Annotated in this window: 9 protein-coding genes and 1 tRNA gene; 6 read left to right on the top strand and 4 right to left on the bottom strand. The window is 34.6% G+C overall.

What is annotated here, in order from left to right; all coding sequences use genetic code 11:
• The first annotated feature begins 54 nt into the window (after positions 1-54).
• The 3 genes from FND99_RS09980 to ypfJ all read left to right on the top strand — a co-directional run bounded on the left by FND99_RS09980 (position 55) and on the right by ypfJ (position 5,561).
• Complete coding sequence (locus FND99_RS09980; protein WP_144337844.1) at positions 55-846, top strand: DUF2189 domain-containing protein; 792 nt, start codon at positions 55-57, stop codon at positions 844-846.
• Positions 847-935: 89 nt separating this feature from the next.
• On the top strand, positions 936-4,619 hold the full coding sequence (locus tag FND99_RS09975; RefSeq protein ID WP_144337843.1) for a response regulator: 3,684 nt from the start codon (positions 936-938) through the stop codon (positions 4,617-4,619).
• Between the two features lie 93 nt (positions 4,620-4,712).
• Positions 4,713-5,561 (top strand): KPN_02809 family neutral zinc metallopeptidase, encoded by an 849-nt coding sequence (gene ypfJ / locus FND99_RS09970; RefSeq protein WP_144337842.1) that lies wholly within the window; start codon positions 4,713-4,715, stop codon positions 5,559-5,561.
• A gap of 387 nt (positions 5,562-5,948) precedes the next feature.
• Here ypfJ and FND99_RS09965 read toward each other — a convergent pair.
• The 4 genes from FND99_RS09965 to FND99_RS09950 form a co-directional block, all read right to left on the bottom strand.
• Positions 5,949-6,022: transfer RNA gene (locus FND99_RS09965), tRNA-His, on the bottom strand.
• A gap of 77 nt (positions 6,023-6,099) precedes the next feature.
• A complete protein-coding gene (gene bshB1, locus FND99_RS09960; protein ID WP_144337841.1) occupies positions 6,100-6,816 on the bottom strand; it encodes a bacillithiol biosynthesis deacetylase BshB1 in 717 nt (238 codons plus the stop codon).
• Between the two features lie 197 nt (positions 6,817-7,013).
• Positions 7,014-8,078: a chorismate-binding protein gene (locus FND99_RS09955; RefSeq protein WP_144337840.1), complete on the bottom strand. Its 1,065-nt coding sequence runs from the start codon at positions 8,076-8,078 to the stop codon at positions 7,014-7,016.
• Between the two features lie 3 nt (positions 8,079-8,081).
• Positions 8,082-8,513 carry a PaaI family thioesterase gene (locus FND99_RS09950; protein WP_144337839.1) on the bottom strand — a complete coding sequence of 144 codons (432 nt, stop codon included), beginning with the start codon at positions 8,511-8,513 and terminating at the stop codon, positions 8,082-8,084.
• 274 nt (positions 8,514-8,787) lie between these two features.
• Here FND99_RS09950 and FND99_RS09945 point away from each other — a divergent pair, with 274 nt between their 5' ends.
• The 3 genes from FND99_RS09945 (at position 8,788) to FND99_RS09935 (ending at position 17,213) form a co-directional block, all read left to right on the top strand.
• Entirely contained in the window at positions 8,788-10,299 is a 1,512-nt protein-coding gene (locus tag FND99_RS09945; protein ID WP_144337838.1) for a hypothetical protein, read from the top strand.
• A 472-nt stretch (positions 10,300-10,771) separates the two neighbouring features.
• The gene (gene purL, locus FND99_RS09940) at positions 10,772-14,425 is read left to right on the top strand and encodes a phosphoribosylformylglycinamidine synthase (protein WP_144337837.1); all 3,654 of its coding nucleotides are present in this window, start codon (positions 10,772-10,774) and stop codon (positions 14,423-14,425) included.
• Between the two features lie 382 nt (positions 14,426-14,807).
• A complete protein-coding gene (locus FND99_RS09935) occupies positions 14,808-17,213 on the top strand; it encodes a TonB-dependent receptor domain-containing protein (protein WP_144337836.1) in 2,406 nt (801 codons plus the stop codon).
• The last annotated feature ends 110 nt before the right edge of the window (positions 17,214-17,323 follow it).

Genomic DNA, 17,323 nt, shown 5'->3' with positions numbered 1-17,323 from the left:
TTACGTTTCAAAAACCAGCGTAAATTCTAAAAGTATAAACAATTCCATAATAAAATGAAATCTACTCTTGCTCAAATCGAAAACATCAAAAACAATGGCTACTCATTAGATTTTTCTACCGTATTTGACCACGCATTCGAAAATTATAAAAAAATCGCACTTTACTCAGCATTAATCATATTTTTGGTTTGCGTTGTCGTTGGAGTTGCTGCAGTGATAACGGTAGCATCTATTTATGGCCTTGAACATGCTCCTAAAATAATCGAAGAAAGCATGAAACCTTCACCACCAACTTTAGAAAATGCTATAATTTCAACCATTGGAATATCTCTAATAACAGCAATATTTGCTCCTTTTGGCGCAGGTTTCTTTAAAATGGCAGATGCTGCAGACAAAGACAATGAGTTTAAAGTTTCGACCATGTTTTATTACTATAAAGCACCTTATTTTGGCCAATTATTTGTCGCTACTTTAATTATCAGCGCTATCAATAATATTATTGCAAATAGTCTTGAAAGTGCTGGTTATGTGTTTATAGGCGCAGGAATTTCAATTTTTATTAATTATTTCATGTATTTCATGGTTCCTTTAATCGTTTTTGGAAATCTAAAAGCTGTTGATGCTATCAAAGGAAGCATTACATTAGTTGGAAAAAATCCGCTGTTAATTTTCGGTTTATTTATTTTAGGAATGATCGGTTCTATAGTTGGAGTTGTTGCCTGCGGTATCGGATTATTTTTTACAGTAATTTTTAATACATCTTTGATTTATGCTACTTATTACGGCATTTTCACAAAGGAACAAGACGAAGATTCAATTGACGCTATTGGTCAGTCGGATTTATAATAAATAGAGTTTCTAATTAAAAAGAGCCTAACCTACTCTTTTGGAAATCCCTAAAATACTATTAACTAAACCGTACATTCCCAAGTCTTATGGCAGAAAACTACAGTTTTTATAGTACCTTGATTTCAGGAATTGCCTGCATGGGCAATAGCCTGAAATCGACTATAACAAATTGGTTTGTTTTCAGTTCAGATGTCATTTTCTATAACAATCCTAAACTCATCATACTAGGACTTTCTTTAGTTGCCTTTTTAGGAATATTGGTTTACCAATTTTTCAGAATAAAAAAGAGAATCGGTTATTTTATTCAGAAGAAAAAAGAAACAGAAACTCTTAGTAAAGAATATCAACTTTACATACTGTTTTTTGGAATTGCTGTGATTGTGATTGAAATTATCAATGAAATTTTCAAAATCCGACCAACAAGCCTCCTTATAAACAATACCATAATTGGCTCGGGCGTTTTGCTCACCTATTTGCTCACTGACAAAATAAAATACCTGAATGACCGGATTCAGAATATTTTTATTGTTTCTTTCTTTTTTTACATCGCTTATGTGGCACGCAATATCATTTACCTGCCAGGTGATGTGTTGCCAATTATCACTTTTCTAATTTCCTTTTTCTTTTCATATAGCATATTAAAACCAATAAAAATATATTGGTTTTTTGCGGCTTTGACGTTTTTATTTTTAAGCGCTACAGTTGTTTTTCAGCTCATTCCGCTAAAATCATCAATACTTTTAATTGATTTTACTATTGTAATATTCATTATAAACCAAGTAAAATATGCGGTCCGGCAAAACAATAAAGACAATTATAGGTTTACAAACGAAATTGTTCACAAAGGAAATTCACTAACCATTGCAACAAATCAAAACGGCGAATTACTATTTTGCAGCGAAACCATTACTTCAATTTTAGGTTATCATCCAGATGACGTTATGGCGCTTGAATTTTGGAAACTTACTGAAGATTCAGAATTCAGCAGTCATAATTACTACAACAACTATATTGACAACAAATTATACATTCGGAAATTAAAAGGCAAAAACGGAGAATTCAAATACATTCAATGGAAAGACAAAAAATTCTCAGAAGACCTGATTATCAGCATTGGACAAGATGTTACTGAACAAATAATCGTTCAAGATCAATACAAAAATCTGATTCAGACCGCGACCGATATTATTTTTGAAATAAGTATTGACGGTCACTTCACTTTTATAAACGAGTTTGGTTTTTCTATTTTAGGATATTGCGAACACGAAGTTATTTTTCAGCACTATTCAAATTTTATTCATGAAGATCACATTAGCAGTGCTGTTGATTTTTATGAAAATTTGGAACAAAACGAACTTAATTATCCAACCATAGAAATCCCGATTTTAAAGAAAAATGGCGAAGAATTATGGATTTCCCAAAAAGTAATTGTCCGCAAAAATGATTTGGGAATCACAACTGGTTTTGCCGGAATTGCAAGGGATATTACCGAGCTAAAAAATATTGAAAACGAGAAAAAAAGACGTTTAGAAAAAATCGAAGCCTATAATAATTCGACCAAAAAACTTTCGACGACAAATTTCAGCGATTACACCAATATGCAAACCGTAATCGATTATATAATTAAAGAAGCTGCCATTGTTTCAAAAGCCAACCGAGTAAGTTTCTGGAAATTTTCGAACGACGTCATTACATGCAAAAATTTATTCAGTCGTGATAATCAGACTTTAAGCGACAAAAATATTCTCGATAAAGAGTCGTATCCAATTTATTTTGAGACTTTAAAAAGTAAAGCCATCATCAATGCGCCTGATGTTTTTCATAAATTAGAAACATCTGAATTTCAAGAAGCGTATTTCACAAAAAACAAAATCAAATCCATGCTGGATGTCCCGATTTTCTTAAACGGACAACTTGCAGGAGTTGCCTGTTTTGAAAGTACCGGCGAAAAAAGAGACTGGGACAACGAGGACATCAATTATGCGAGAACAATTGCCGATGTTATTTCGCTAGCAATTTCTTCGCAAATGAGGCTTAAAGCCGAGAAAAAACTGGAATTAAAAAGTGATTTACTTTCAGCAATGGCACTTTGTACAGAGAAATTCTTGTTGAGCAAAGGACCTCAAAAAATGTTTGAAGAAACGTATAATATCATTGGAAAAGCCTCAAAAGCCGATCATATTTTTTATTACGAAAAAGACTTTGAAACCAACACCATCAGCCAGCAATATAAATGGTCAAGAGATGGCGTTGAACATCAAATAACCGAACTTCAAAAATTTACAGAAGACAATTTAAAAGAAATCATTGTTCATTCGCAAAGCAAAAAAGTACTAAGCACACTGACAAGAAATCTTGAAGATACGTTTTTCAAAAATTTATTGGTTACAAACGACATTAAATCGATCTTGATTCTGCCGTTGTTTTCTAATAATGTTTTCTCAGGATTTATTGGCTTTGATGATTGTACAAAAGAAAGAAAATGGACGGATGATGAGATTTACATCTATCAAACTTTAGCTAATAATATTTCATCGGCTTTAGACCGTCATCGCAATCAGGCCAAAATCAAGGAAAGTGAAGATGCAATTAAAGCCAAAGAACTTGCCGAAGCCGCAAATAAATCGAAATCGGATTTCTTGGCCAATATGTCGCACGAAATCCGTACGCCGCTTAATGGAATTATCGGATTTACGCATTTATTGATGAAAACAAATCTTGAAGAAATTCAGGAAAAATACATGACGACCATAAATCAATCGGCACATTCATTGCTTGAAATCATTAATGACATTCTAGATTTCTCGAAAATTGAAGCCGGAAAATTGGAGCTTTATATTGATTTATACGATCTTCAAAAAATACTCGGACAAATATTTGATTTGATTATTTACGAATCCAATCAAAAAAATCTTTTGCTGGAATTAAATGTGGATCCGAATGTGCCAAAATATATTTGGACAGATATTGTGAGATTAAAACAAATTCTGATCAACCTTTTGTCAAATGCTATCAAATTCACAAATGAAGGTTCCATAAAGTTGAATGTTTCTGTTCTTGAAAAAAAATACGAGGATTATCATGTTCTTCGTTTTTCAGTTATTGATACCGGAATTGGAATATTAGAAAAAAATCAGAAGAAAATTTTCAAAGCTTTTTCGCAGGAAGACAGTTCTACAACGAGAAAATTTGGAGGAACCGGTTTAGGACTTACCATCTCAAATCAGTTATTAGCTTTGATGGAAAGCCGTTTGCAGCTTAAAAGCAAAATTGATGTAGGAAGTACTTTTTATTTTGATTTAAGCCTTAAAACAAGCGAAAATACAATCAATGAAAAACTAAAAGCGCTTTCAAACGGTTTTGAATATGATTACGAGCTCAATGGCGATTCGGATCTAAAAAAAGCCACGATTTTGATTGTAGAAGACAACAAAGTCAACATGCTGCTTTTAAAAACTATTGTAAAAAACATCAACATAAATGCTATTGTTTATGAGTGTGAAAACGGTTATGAAGCCGTAAAACAAATAGAAACCATCAATCCTGATCTTGTTTTTATGGACATTCAAATGCCGATTATGAACGGTTATGAAGCCACAAGAGCAATCAGAGTTTCCGAAATTGGCAAAACCATTCCGATTATTGCCGTAACTGCAGGTGCCGAAAAAGAAGAAAAGAACAAATGCATCGCTGCCGGAATGAATGATTATATTTCAAAACCGATCATCAGAGGCACTGTAGAAGAAGCTTTGCGAAAATGGCTCAAATAGTTGAAAACAAATTGGTTTCCGTTGCCTTATTATTGCCGAAAAATATATAAATTCGTATTAATAAAAACATAATAAGTTTAAATATAATAGATTATGAAATGGCAAGGCAGAAGACAAAGCGATAATGTTGAAGACCGAAGATCGATTTCTGGAGGCAAAGTAGCAATTGGAGGTGGCGTTGTCGGAATTATTATTTTGTTGCTGAATGTTTTTGGCGGAGAAACAGGCAAGCAAATAGCGCCAGTTTTGGAACAAATGCAAGGCGGGCAGACTCAGACAGAAGCTGCAGCTCCTTTAAGCAAAGAAGATGAGGAAATGGGCAATTTTGTCAGAGTGACTTTGGCTGATACCGAAGATATTTGGGGCAAAATTTTTGAGGAGCATGGCATGACTTATGAAAAACCGAAATTAGTTCTTTTTAGAGGTTCTGTTCAAACTGCTTGTGGTGGAGCATCATCAGCATCTGGACCATTTTATTGTCCGGGCGATCGAAAAGTATATATGGATTTGGCATTTTTTGAGGAATTAAAAAACAAATTTGGTGCAAAAGGAGGTGATTTTGCGATTGCTTATGTTATAGCGCACGAAATTGGTCATCACATTCAGACTTTACTTGGAACATCGGCAAAAATGCGTCAGGAACAAGAAGGAAAAAGTGAAGCAGAGGCTAATAAACTTTCTGTTGCCCTAGAACTTCAAGCCGATTTTTATGCGGGAGTTTGGGCACATTACAATCAGCAGAATTTAGATACCGGAGATATTGATGAAGCTTTAAGTGCAGCAAATGCAGTTGGAGACGACGCGATTCAAAGCAAAATGCAAGGACATGTAGTTCCTGATTCCTTCACTCACGGAACATCTGAACAAAGAATGTACTGGTTCAAAAAAGGTTTTAAAACCGGAGACATCAAACAAGGTACAACCTTTGAAGAAATTCAATAATACATAAACCAAATATAATAACCGCAAGAAAGCATGATGTAACCGTCATGCTTTTTTTTGTTTTTTTGAACCATATAAGTGATATAAGTTCATTTTAGACTTTGGTTGTATTTCAATAAAAAATCAAATAGAGGTCATATTAGAAAACATAGCCAGCGGTTTCAATCGCTGGAGCGCAACGCATATCACGATTTATTTCTATATCTATTTTAGCATCCCGGTGGTTGCAACCACGGGCTATATTTGAATATTAGTTTCTTTATTTAAATCTTCTTTTTTAAACCTTATTAATTATTCAGCCTTAATCTAAACTGAACTTATATAACTTATATGGTTTTAAAAAAACGCACAAAAAAAGCCTTGAATTTCTTCAAGGCTTTAAATCTGGGTGGCTGACCGGGTTCGAACCGGCGACCCGCGGCACCACAAACCGCTACTCTAACCAGCTGAGCTACAACCACCATTTTTGCTTAGCGAGTGCAAATATAGAACAAAGGTTCAGTTCTGCAAAGAAAAAAATGAAAAATTTTCATAAAAATTAAATCAAATTTTCTAAGCTATTGACTGCCAAACACCTTTCAACAGTAAAACCTTCGGCAAAATCTTTACCAACTAATCTTCCTAAGTCCTGCGCGCGGTAATTTAAACTTTCAAAAAAGTTTTTGCTTGTTATAGGCGTCGCAGGTTCTTTTGAGTTCGGGTCGTAAAACTGCGTTTTGTATGCTGAAATCGCTTCGACCTTCTTTTTTTCAAAGCCAGTAATGTCTACAACAAAATCTGGAGTAATGTTTTTCCATTGAATATAATGATACACAACTTTAGGTCTCCAAGCTTCTTGTGGCACTCCATCAATAGAAGTTTCAATTTTCATCAAACCCGATAAAAAACAAGCATCAGAAACTAATCTGCTTCCTTTTCCGTGATCAATATGACGATCGTCGATTGCGTTGCACAAAACAATTTCAGGTTTATATTTACGAATCATTTTAATGACTTCTAATTGATGTTTTTCATCGTTCACAAAAAAACCGTCGCGCATTGCAAGATTTTCACGAACTAGAACACCTAAAATCTTTGCAGCGTCTTTTGCTTCTTGATCTCTAATTTCTGCCGTCCCGCGCGTTCCTAATTCGCCACGCGTCAAATCAACAATCCCAACTTTTTTCCCTAGAGAAACTTCTTTTAAAATGGTTCCAGCACAACCTAATTCTACGTCGTCTGGATGTGCGCCAAAGGCTAATATGTCTAATTTCATTGTTTTTTTGTTTTTTGTTTTTTGTTTGTTTTGTTTCAGGTTTCAAGTTTCAAGTTGCTTGACTTTGAACATAATTTTAACCGCAAAGTTCGCAAAGGTTTAGCGCAAGGTTCGCAAAAAAAATTAGCGTTCATAGCGTAAATCTTTGCGAACTTTGCGGTTATACATGCTAAAACTTGAAACTTTAAACTTGAAACTTATTTTCTCAAAACTCTTTTCATCGTCATTGATTTATTGACGCTTTCCTCCCATTCTTTTTCGGGATTACTTTCTTTTGTGATACCGCAGCCCATGTACAAAATCGCTTTATTTTCTTGAATCTGCATGCATCGTAAATTTACAAATAAATCGGAACTTGCGTTGTTTCCTGAAAAAGTGCTATTTAATTCACCTAAAAAACCGGTATAGAAAGTTCTATCATACTTTTCGTTTTCCAAAATAAAAGCTTTTGATTTCTTTTTTGGAAGTCCGCATACGGCTGGAGTTGGGTGTAACGTATCAATCACTTCTTCCAATGTAGAATTTTCTTTTAAAACTCCCGAAATATCGGTTTTAATATGCCAAATCGATCCGGCTTTTAAACTATAAGGTTCAGAAACTACAACCGAAGCTGTAAATTCCCTGAGTCTTTTTACGATAAAGTCAGTTACAAATTGCTGTTCATCTTTTTCTTTTTGCTGCCAGACAATATCGGTTTCCTGATTGTCTTTCTGTGTTCCCGCCAAAGCCATGGTTTCGAAAACATTTCCGTTTGCCTTCAAAAGTTTTTCTGGCGTTGCTCCCATCCAAAGTCCAATTTTTGGATGAAAAAAACAATAACAGAAAGTCGCTGGATATAATTGAACCAAATGCTGAAAAGTTTCAATGAAATCAAATTCAGACAAAGGCACTTCCTCGCTTCTCGACAAAACTACTTTTTTGAATTCTTCATTTTTAATTGCCTGAATTCCCTGCGCAACCAAATATTCATACTGAAATTTAGCTTCTGGATCAAAATTTAAATCGTCAATTTCGATTGGTTCAAATGAAGTAATTTCTTTTTCAGAAGTAATAATTTCAGATTCATTTTCTGGAATCAGAATCAATTGTTTTTCATCAAAAGAAGCAAAAACAAATCCTTTTTCGCTATAATCTGAAACGGTAAATAAAGTATTATTCTGTTGTAAAATCCCAACTAGATCCGAAGTATTGGGTTTTGAATAAAGCACAAAAGGCAAATTCTGCTCTTTATGATTTTTAATTTTTAAGAAAAATGGATTCATAATTTATTCACTTTTCTTTCTGTCCAAAACCATGTTCGTCAATTTGCAAAGCGAAACCAAATTTCCTTCTTCATCAGTAATTCTAATTTCCCACAAGTGAACTGTTCTTCCTTTATGGATAATTCTGGCTGTCCCAAAAACATACCCTTCGCGAATGCTTTTCAAGTGATTTGCCGAAATTTCAATCCCTCTTACTTCCTGCTCTTTCGGATTGATAAAAAAGAAAGAAGCCGCACTTCCAACGCTTTCCGCCAAAGCTACAGAAGCACCGCCATGAAGCAATCCCATTGGCTGGTGAACGCTCGGATTTACATGCATTTTTGCAGTTAAAAAATCTTCTCCTGCATCGATATATTCAATTTTCAGCGTTTCCATTAATGTGTTTTTCGAAAACTCATTACAGCGCGCTAAAATTTGCTCTTTTGTATAATTCATTAAAATAAACTTTAAAATCGTAAAATTAAAGAAAGATAACACATAAATCTAAAATCCGATTCTAAAATTAAAAATCATTTATGAACTTGTCAGTTTTTTGCTATTTTTACAAAAACAATCAAATATTAATCTTTGGTTATTTTTTTTGCCACAGATTACACAGATTAAAAGGATTTAAAAAAATATGTTGCCACGAATTACACAAATTTCCACGAATTAAATTGAAATAAAATTCGTGGAAATTTGTGTAATTCGTGGCTAAAAAATCATTCAAATGCGTCAATACTTTTCAATCTTAGTTCTGGGTTTAATTCTATCTTTTAGTTCTTGCCGAACTGATTTTGATACTGTTGCCAGCACTGGAGATTTGAAGTTTTCAAAAGACACTGTTTATTTGGATACTGTTTTTAAAAATATCGGTTCAAGCACGTATCAATTGAAAGTTTACAACCGTAGCAAAAATGACATTTCGATTCCGATTGTGCAGTTCAAAAAAGGCTTGAACTCAAAATACCGCATGACGGTTGACGGAATGAGTGGCAACAACGGAAAAATCTTCAAAGACGTCACACTCTTAGCAAAAGATAGTTTGTACATCTTTATCGAAACTACGGCAGATATTACAGACGCAAATCCGACTGATTTTCTTTATACGGATGAAATCCAATTTGACAGTGGCGCGAATCTGCAAGAAGTCGCTTTGGTTACTTTGATTCAGGACGCTGTTTTTCTTTATCCAAATCAAAATCCTGACGGAACAAAAGAAAAAATCAAAATTGACGGTAAAGATGTTGACGGATTTTATTTAAGCGAAAATGACCCTGCAAACGGAAACGAACTGATTTTTACCAAACAAAAACCATATGTAATTTACGGTTACGCGGGAGTTCCAGAAAATAAAACAGTAACTTTTGAAGCAGGTTCTAGAATTCATTTTCACACTAATTCTGGATTGTATGTTGGCAAAAATGCTTCTCTACAAATTAATGGCGCAAAATCGACAACCGAAAAACTCGAGAATGAAGTGATTTTTGAAGGCGATCGTTTAGAATCTCTTTATTCTGATATTCCAGGGCAATGGATATCCGTTATTCTGGAAAACGGAAGCAATAACCATTCGATCAAAAATTTAACGCTGAAAAATGCTGTTGCGGGATTAGATATCAGAAATACAGCAAGTACGATTCAAATTAAAAACACCCAAATTTACAATTGTTCCGAATATGGGATTTTGGCTCAAAACACTTTAATAAACGGAGAAAATCTAGTTATTAATTATTGTGGATTATCCAGTTTATCTTGTGTTTATGGTGGAAATTATAGTTTTATACATTGTACTTTCAATAATAATTGGCAAAGCAGTTCGCATTTTGCGGTCAATTTGAGCAATAGTTTGGCCGGAAAAACACCTGAAACGAATCCGCTTACGCAGGCGACTTTCAATAATTGCATCATTTATGGTTCAAACACAAACGAATTCAATTTAAGCAAAAATACAAATGCGCCGTTTGTTTATCAGTTGAACAATTGTCTTTTGAAATTCAGCAGTTCTACAACAAACCCAGATTATCAATTCAAAACGGACACACAACATTATAACAACATTATTCTGAATGAAAATCCGAAGTTTTATAATGTCAATCAGAATAAATTGAATATTGATAAAACTTCTGCCGCTTTCGCGAAAGGGAATCCGGCTTATATAATTCCGCTTGATATTTTAGGAATTACAAGAACTTCTCCTCCGGATTTGGGCGCTTATCAGAGTCAGGACTTCCCAAAATAATTTTTCCACCATATAAGTGATTTAAGAAAATTTAAGTTCTTTGCGAATTTTGCGCGCAAAGGCTCAAAGTCGCCATGTTTTTTAAATAAATTATCCAAAAATTTGTCATTTCGACGGAGGAGAAATGACAAAAAAAGACAAAAAATCTTTGCGCCTTCGCGTCTTTGCGAGATTAAAATTTACCAATTCTGCAAATTTCTCGGATTTACTTTAGAAAAATTTGTAATTATATTTTAAGAATCTAACATTCGCGAAAAAGTGCTTTTTTGATTCAAAGCTGAAAAATGACACGTGTTTACAAGGAAAAATTAGGGATCAAAAAATGTTAAATTTTGGAAGCCAAAATCAGCAAAAAAATTGCATTTTTAGGGCAAAAAAGAGGAAAAATAAATAATTAAAAAGGCTCAGTTTCTTGCTTTTTTTTTCGGTTTAGATTGACTAAATTTGCACCTCAATACAACAAACTACACAAATGATCCATTTCTTTGAAAACCAAAGCAAAACTGTTTTTGCAGTACAAACGCAAAACGAAATTTCAGCTCAAGACATTTCAAAATTAAACTGGCTTTTTGCCGACGCGAATAAGATTGAAAAATCTGCATTGACAGGTTTCTTTGTTGGTCCTCGCGCAACTATGATTACACCTTGGAGTACAAATGCTGTAGAAATTACTCAAAACATGGGAATTTCTGGCATTATCAGAATTGAAGAATTTCACCCTGCAACGGAAGATTTTACTGATTTTGACCCAATGCTTTCTCAAAAATTCAACGAATTAGATCAAGAAATCTTCACTATCAACATTCAGCCAGAACCAATTTTAGAGATTGATGATATTGCAACTTACAACAAAGTAGAAGGTTTAGCTTTAAGCGAAGAAGAAGTTGATTACTTAAATAATCTTTCGACTAAACTTGGAAGAAAATTAACTGATTCTGAAATTTTTGCTTTCTCACAAGCAAATTCAGAACACTGCCGTCACAAAATCTTTAATGGAACATTTGTAATCGACGGTGAAGAAAAAGAAACTTCTCTTTTCAAATTAATCAAAAAAACATCTCAGGAAAATCCTAACGATATTGTATCTGCTTACAAAGACAACGTTGCTTTTGTAAAAGGACCAAAAGTGCAGCAATTTGCACCGAAATCGGCAGATAAACCTGATTTTTACGAAATAAAAGAATTTGATTCGGTTATCTCATTAAAAGCCGAAACACACAATTTCCCAACAACAGTCGAGCCTTTCAACGGAGCTGCAACAGGTTCTGGAGGAGAAATTCGCGACCGTTTAGCTGGAGGTCAAGGTTCATTGCCATTAGCTGGAACTGCGGTTTATATGACTTCTTACTCTCGTTTGAACGATGACAGAAAATGGGAAAATGCGGTTGAAGAAAGAAAATGGTTGTACCAAACTCCAATGGATATTTTGATCAAAGCTTCAAATGGAGCTTCAGATTTCGGAAATAAATTTGGTCAACCACTTATTACAGGTTCTGTTTTAACTTTCGAACACGAAGAAGAAAACCGTAAAATTGGTTACGACAAAGTAATCATGCAAGCTGGTGGAATTGGATACGGAAAATTAGATCAATCAATCAAACACAAACCACAAGAAGGCGATAAAATCGTAATTCTTGGTGGAGAAAATTATAGAATTGGAATGGGTGGTGCTGCGGTTTCTTCTGCAGATACTGGAGCTTTCGGTTCAGGAATCGAATTAAATGCGATTCAGCGTTCTAACCCTGAAATGCAAAAACGTGCTGCAAACGCCATTCGCGGTTTAGTAGAAAGCGACAATAATCCAATTGTTTCTATTCACGATCACGGAGCTGGAGGACACTTAAACTGTCTTTCTGAATTGGTTGAAGAAACTGGAGGTTTGATCGATTTAGACAAATTACCAGTTGGCGACCCAACTCTTTCTGCAAAAGAAATTATCGGTAACGAATCTCAGGAAAGAATGGGATTGGTTATTGGCCAAAAAGATATTGATACATTACAAAGAATTGCCGACAGAGAGCGTTCGCCAATGTACGAGGTTGGAGATGTAACGGGAGATCACCGTTTTACATTCGAATCAAAATCAAATGGTTCAAAACCGATGGATTATGCTTTAGAAGATTTCTTCGGAAGTTCTCCAAAAACGGTTATGACAGATAAAACTATCGATAGAAAATATGCTGATGTTGCTTACAACGCTGCAGATTTCGAAACCTATTTAAAAGACGTTTTACGTTTAGAGGCGGTTGCTTCAAAAGACTGGTTAACAAATAAAGTTGACCGTTGCGTTGGAGGAAAAGTGGCAAAACAACAAAATGCAGGTCCGTTACAATTGCCTTTGAACAACGTTGGAGTTATGGCGCTGGATTATTTAGGAAAAGAAGGAATTGCAACTTCTATTGGGCACGCTCCTATTGCTGCTTTGATCGATCCTGTTGCAGGAAGTAGAAATGCTATTGCAGAATCATTATCAAACATTATCTGGGCTCCAATTAAAGATCAATTAAAAGGAATTTCATTATCTGCAAACTGGATGTGGGCTTGTAAAAATGAGGGTGAAGACGCTCGTTTATATGATGCTGTACAAGGTTGTTCAGATTTTGCAATCGAATTGGGTATCAATATTCCGACAGGAAAAGATTCACTTTCGATGAAACAAAAATATCCAAATGACGAAGTAATTGCGCCTGGAACGGTTATTATTTCTGCTGCTGGAAACTGTACTGATATTAGAAAAGTTGTTGAACCTGTTTTGCAGAAAAACGGAGATTCAATCTATTATATCAATTTATCTCAAGATGATTTCAAATTAGGAGGTTCATCTTTTGCACAAATTAGAAATACAATCGGAAATGAAACTTCTACAATTAAAGATTCGGCTTTCTTCAAAAATGCATTTAATACGATTCAGGATTTAATTGGTGAAACCCAAATTTTAGCGGGTCACGATATCGGAAGCGGTGGTTTAATCACTACTTTATTAGAATTGTGTTTTGCTGATGTGAACCTTGGAGCTAAAATTGATTTCAGCGCTTTCGCGGAAAAAGACTTGTTGAAAATCCTTTTCGCTGAAAACATCGGAATCGTATTCCAAGCTAAATCTGACGCAGCTGTTGAAGCTAAATTAAATGCTAATAATATTGAATTCTTCAAAATTGGTTCTGTAACTTCTACAGCTTCTTTAGAAGTTGGAAATTGGATTTTAGACATTCCAACTTACAGAGATGTTTGGTTCGAAACTTCTTATTTATTAGATCAAAAACAATCTAAAAACGGAAGAGCTCAGGCACGTTTTGAAAACTATAAAAATCAGGTTTTAAATTATACTTTCCCAGCACACTTTACAGGAAAGAAACCAGAAATTGACAATTCTAAACCAAGACCAAAAGCAGCTATTATTCGTGAAAAAGGAAGTAATTCTGAGCGTGAAATGGCAAATGCTATGTACTTGGCTGGATTTGATGTAAAAGACGTTCACATGACCGATTTAATTTCGGGTCGTGAAACGCTTGAAGATATTCAGTTTATTGGAGCAGTTGGAGGATTCTCTAACTCTGATGTTTTAGGTTCTGCTAAAGGTTGGGCTGGAGCTTTCTTATACAACGAAAAAGCAAAAACAGCTTTAGATAATTTCTTCAAAAGAGAAGATACTCTTTCTGTTGGAATTTGTAACGGATGCCAGTTGTTTATGGAATTGGAAGTTATTAATCCAGAACATGAAGTTCACGGAAAAATGCACCACAACGAAAGCCAGAAACACGAAAGTATCTTTACTTCTGTGAAAGTTCAAGAAAACAATTCGGTTATGTTATCTACATTAGCTGGAAGCACTTTAGGAGTTTGGGTTTCTCACGGAGAAGGTAAATTCAAATTGCCTTATTCAGAAGACAAATACAACATTGTTTCGAAATATGCTTACGAAGGTTATCCTGCAAACCCTAATGGATCTGATTACAACACAGCAATGATGTGTGATAAAACAGGAAGACATTTGGTTATGATGCCTCATATTGAGCGCTCGACTTTCCAATGGAACTGGGCGCATTATCCAAAAGACAGAAATGACGAGGTTTCTCCTTGGCATGAAGCTTTTGTCAATGCTAGAAAATGGATTGAGAAAAACTAAGAAATATATTTTTGATATTGAAAAGCGCCCGAATTTATCGGGCGTTTTTTTTAGCCACGAATTACACTAATTTTCACTAATTCTTAGTTTTGAAAAAAACAATACTACAAATCAATTCGTGTAAATTCGTGTAATTCGTGGCTATAAAACTTTTACTCAATCTTGTCATTCCTAGGAACGAGGAATCACACTCGGGATTCTACAAAGATTGTCGATTTAGATTGTGGAGTTTCTTGTGTGATCTCTCCTTCGTCGAGATTACAAACTATGCGGATTTATAGTTAGAATAAAAAACACTATTTAAAACTATTCTAAGATTAATTTAATTGTATCTTAAGACAGCTGAAGCGAGCTTAAGCAATTGGATAAATATCTTTGCCTCATGAAAAATATGATCCGTAAAATATATCTTCCCGTTCTCTTATTTATTATAAGCCAATTTTCCTTTGCACAAAAAACGACTGCAATAAAAGGAAACATCACCGACGGAAAACTTCCTGTGGAATTTGTTGATGTAGTTTTAAAAAATGTTAGCGATTCGACCAAAGTGACCAGTTATGCCGTAACCGATGCTACGGGAAATTTTGCGTTAGAAAATGTGCCTTCTGGTTATTATCAGCTTCAGCTTAAATTAATTGGTTTTAAAACTATTTCTCAAAAGGTAAAAGTTACTGGGAGTCCAATTTATATTGGAACTATCGTTTTACAAAATGACGCCAATTTACTGAATGACGTTGTGGTAAAATCTCAGAAAAAACAAATTCAGAAAACCAATGAAGGTTTTATTTTTAATGCGGTTTCGAATATTTCACAATCGGGCGGAACAGCGACCGATATGCTAAAAAGCATTCCGACAGTTGCTGTAGATGCTGAGGGTGGCATTACGCTTAGGGGAAAAACCCCAATGATTTTGATTAATGGGAAAAATTCGGCGATTACCAATATGGATCAGATTGCGGCAAGCAGTATTGAAAGCATTGAAATTATCAGTAATCCGACAGCGAAATACGATGCTAATGCTGAAAGTGGTATCATCAACGTCAAACTGAAGAAAAATAATCAAAGCGGAATTAATGGCGCAGTAGTTTTAGGAGGCGGATTCGGCGCTAAAGGAAGAGTAAACAGCTCGGTGCTTTTAAATAATAAGACCGAAAAATGGAATTTTGGTTTGGGATACGACAATCGTTTTGCCGGAAGAACGAAAGAAATAAATGCTGACAGAACCAATTATTTTATTGATGACGAACATTATATTAAACAACACAGGGATGACCAACGAACTGAAGGTTTGCAGAATTTGAAATTCAATGTTGATTATACGCCAAATGAAAGAAACTCATTTTCGTTTGAAGCTTTAGGTAATATTGAAACTCAAGACAATGACGAGACTTTGTACACGCAGGTAAACACGAATACGAATGCTTTTTTTTCTAGCAATAAAAGACATTCTCTAGAACTGGAACGTTCAAAAGTTGGTGAACTTGCTTTTACTTATGACCGAAAATTTTCTAATGAACGAAAAAGTTTAAATACGTCTCTTAATTCTTCTTTCGGGAAACACAAAGAAAACACTGATATTGATACTTATAATTATGATGAATATCAACAGCAAATTGGTGAAGCTAAATTACAGCGCACGCATAATTATGAAAACCAAAATATCTCGAATGCAATTGTAAATTACGCTTTTCCGGTTTCAGAAAAATCAATTGTTGAAACAGGTTATAAAGGAACATTTCGTTTTTTTAATTCTGATTTTGAAAGCGCTGATTTGGTTAATGGCGATTACGTTGTAAATCCGTTGGCGAGCAATACTTTTAAATTTAATGAACAAATAAATGCGGTTTATGGAATGTTGAATTCATACGTTGGCGAAAGCGAAAATCCAAAATGGAAATACAATTTAGGTTTGCGTGCTGAAAATGTTTCCAATACAGGAGCGACGCAAAACAACAGCGATCATTTTTCGAATAATTATTTAAAACTCTTTCCATCGGCTTTCTTGCAATGGAATTTACAAGCAGATGAATTTGTGAAAATTGGCTACAGCAAACGTATCAACCGTCCAGATTTAGACGATTTGAATCCGTTTATTGATATTACCGATGCTCTTAATCCGCATGGAGGAAATCCGTATTTGAAACCTGAAATTATTCATATTGCCGAAATGGCGTACAATAGGGATTGGAAAAACTATTCGTTATCAGCCAATGCTTTTTATAGAAATACAACAGACGCAATCAGACAATATGCCGAATTGCTTGACAATGGCGTAATTTTTCTACAGCCAAGAAATATTGGAAGCACCATTACTTATGGTTTAGAAACTATTTTCAGCTTGAAGCCAATTGGTTTTTATGATGCCAATATCAGTTTAACCGCTTTTCAGCAAAATATCAATGCGTCGAATTTGGGGGAAGATGTTGTGAACAATGCTTTTAGCTGGTACGGAAAAATCATCAATAATTTTGTTCCATGGAAAGGCGGGAAACTTCAAATTATTGGAAATTATAATTCGGCAGTCGCAACTGCTCAGGGAAAAAGAATTCCGATTTACAATGTTGACATGGGATTTCAGCAAAAACTCGGAAAAGGAAATGCCCGTTTAGGTTTGGTCGTGACCGATATGTTTAATACGCTTGAAAGTGGTTATAAAAACAACACCGCGTTGTTCAGCAACAACCGAACTAACAAATCAGACACGCGCGCTTTGATGGTGACATTTGCTTACACTTTTAAATCTGATTTTAAAGAAAAACTATTGGAAAATCAGTTTTCTACGGAGTAAACTTCAATACTTTCCTCTAACCGGACTTAAACGAATCAACACTAATTTCACAAATTTGCACAAATTAAATCTTTGAAAACATCTACTAGATTTGTGTTAATTTGTGAAAT

This window comes from Flavobacterium daemonense (genome assembly GCF_007341385.1).
Taxonomy (GTDB): domain Bacteria; phylum Bacteroidota; class Bacteroidia; order Flavobacteriales; family Flavobacteriaceae; genus Flavobacterium; species Flavobacterium daemonense.
Note: the sequence above shows the minus strand (reverse complement) of the source record. Positions and strands in the feature narration are given on the sequence as shown.

What these genes read in the sequence shown, in the direction of transcription:
- FND99_RS09980 (WP_144337844.1), top strand. Translation starts at nt 55, where the DNA reads ATGAAATCTACTCTTGCTCAAATCGAAAACATCAAAAACAATGGCTAC.
- FND99_RS09975 (WP_144337843.1), top strand. Translation starts at nt 936, where the DNA reads ATGGCAGAAAACTACAGTTTTTATAGTACCTTGATTTCAGGAATTGCC.
- ypfJ (WP_144337842.1), top strand. Translation starts at nt 4,713, where the DNA reads ATGAAATGGCAAGGCAGAAGACAAAGCGATAATGTTGAAGACCGAAGA.
- bshB1 (WP_144337841.1), bottom strand. Translation starts at nt 6,816, where the DNA reads ATGAAATTAGACATATTAGCCTTTGGCGCACATCCAGACGACGTAGAA.
- FND99_RS09955 (WP_144337840.1), bottom strand. Translation starts at nt 8,078, where the DNA reads ATGAATCCATTTTTCTTAAAAATTAAAAATCATAAAGAGCAGAATTTG.
- FND99_RS09950 (WP_144337839.1), bottom strand. Translation starts at nt 8,513, where the DNA reads ATGAATTATACAAAAGAGCAAATTTTAGCGCGCTGTAATGAGTTTTCG.
- FND99_RS09945 (WP_144337838.1), top strand. Translation starts at nt 8,788, where the DNA reads ATGCGTCAATACTTTTCAATCTTAGTTCTGGGTTTAATTCTATCTTTT.
- purL (WP_144337837.1), top strand. Translation starts at nt 10,772, where the DNA reads ATGATCCATTTCTTTGAAAACCAAAGCAAAACTGTTTTTGCAGTACAA.
- FND99_RS09935 (WP_144337836.1), top strand. Translation starts at nt 14,808, where the DNA reads ATGAAAAATATGATCCGTAAAATATATCTTCCCGTTCTCTTATTTATT.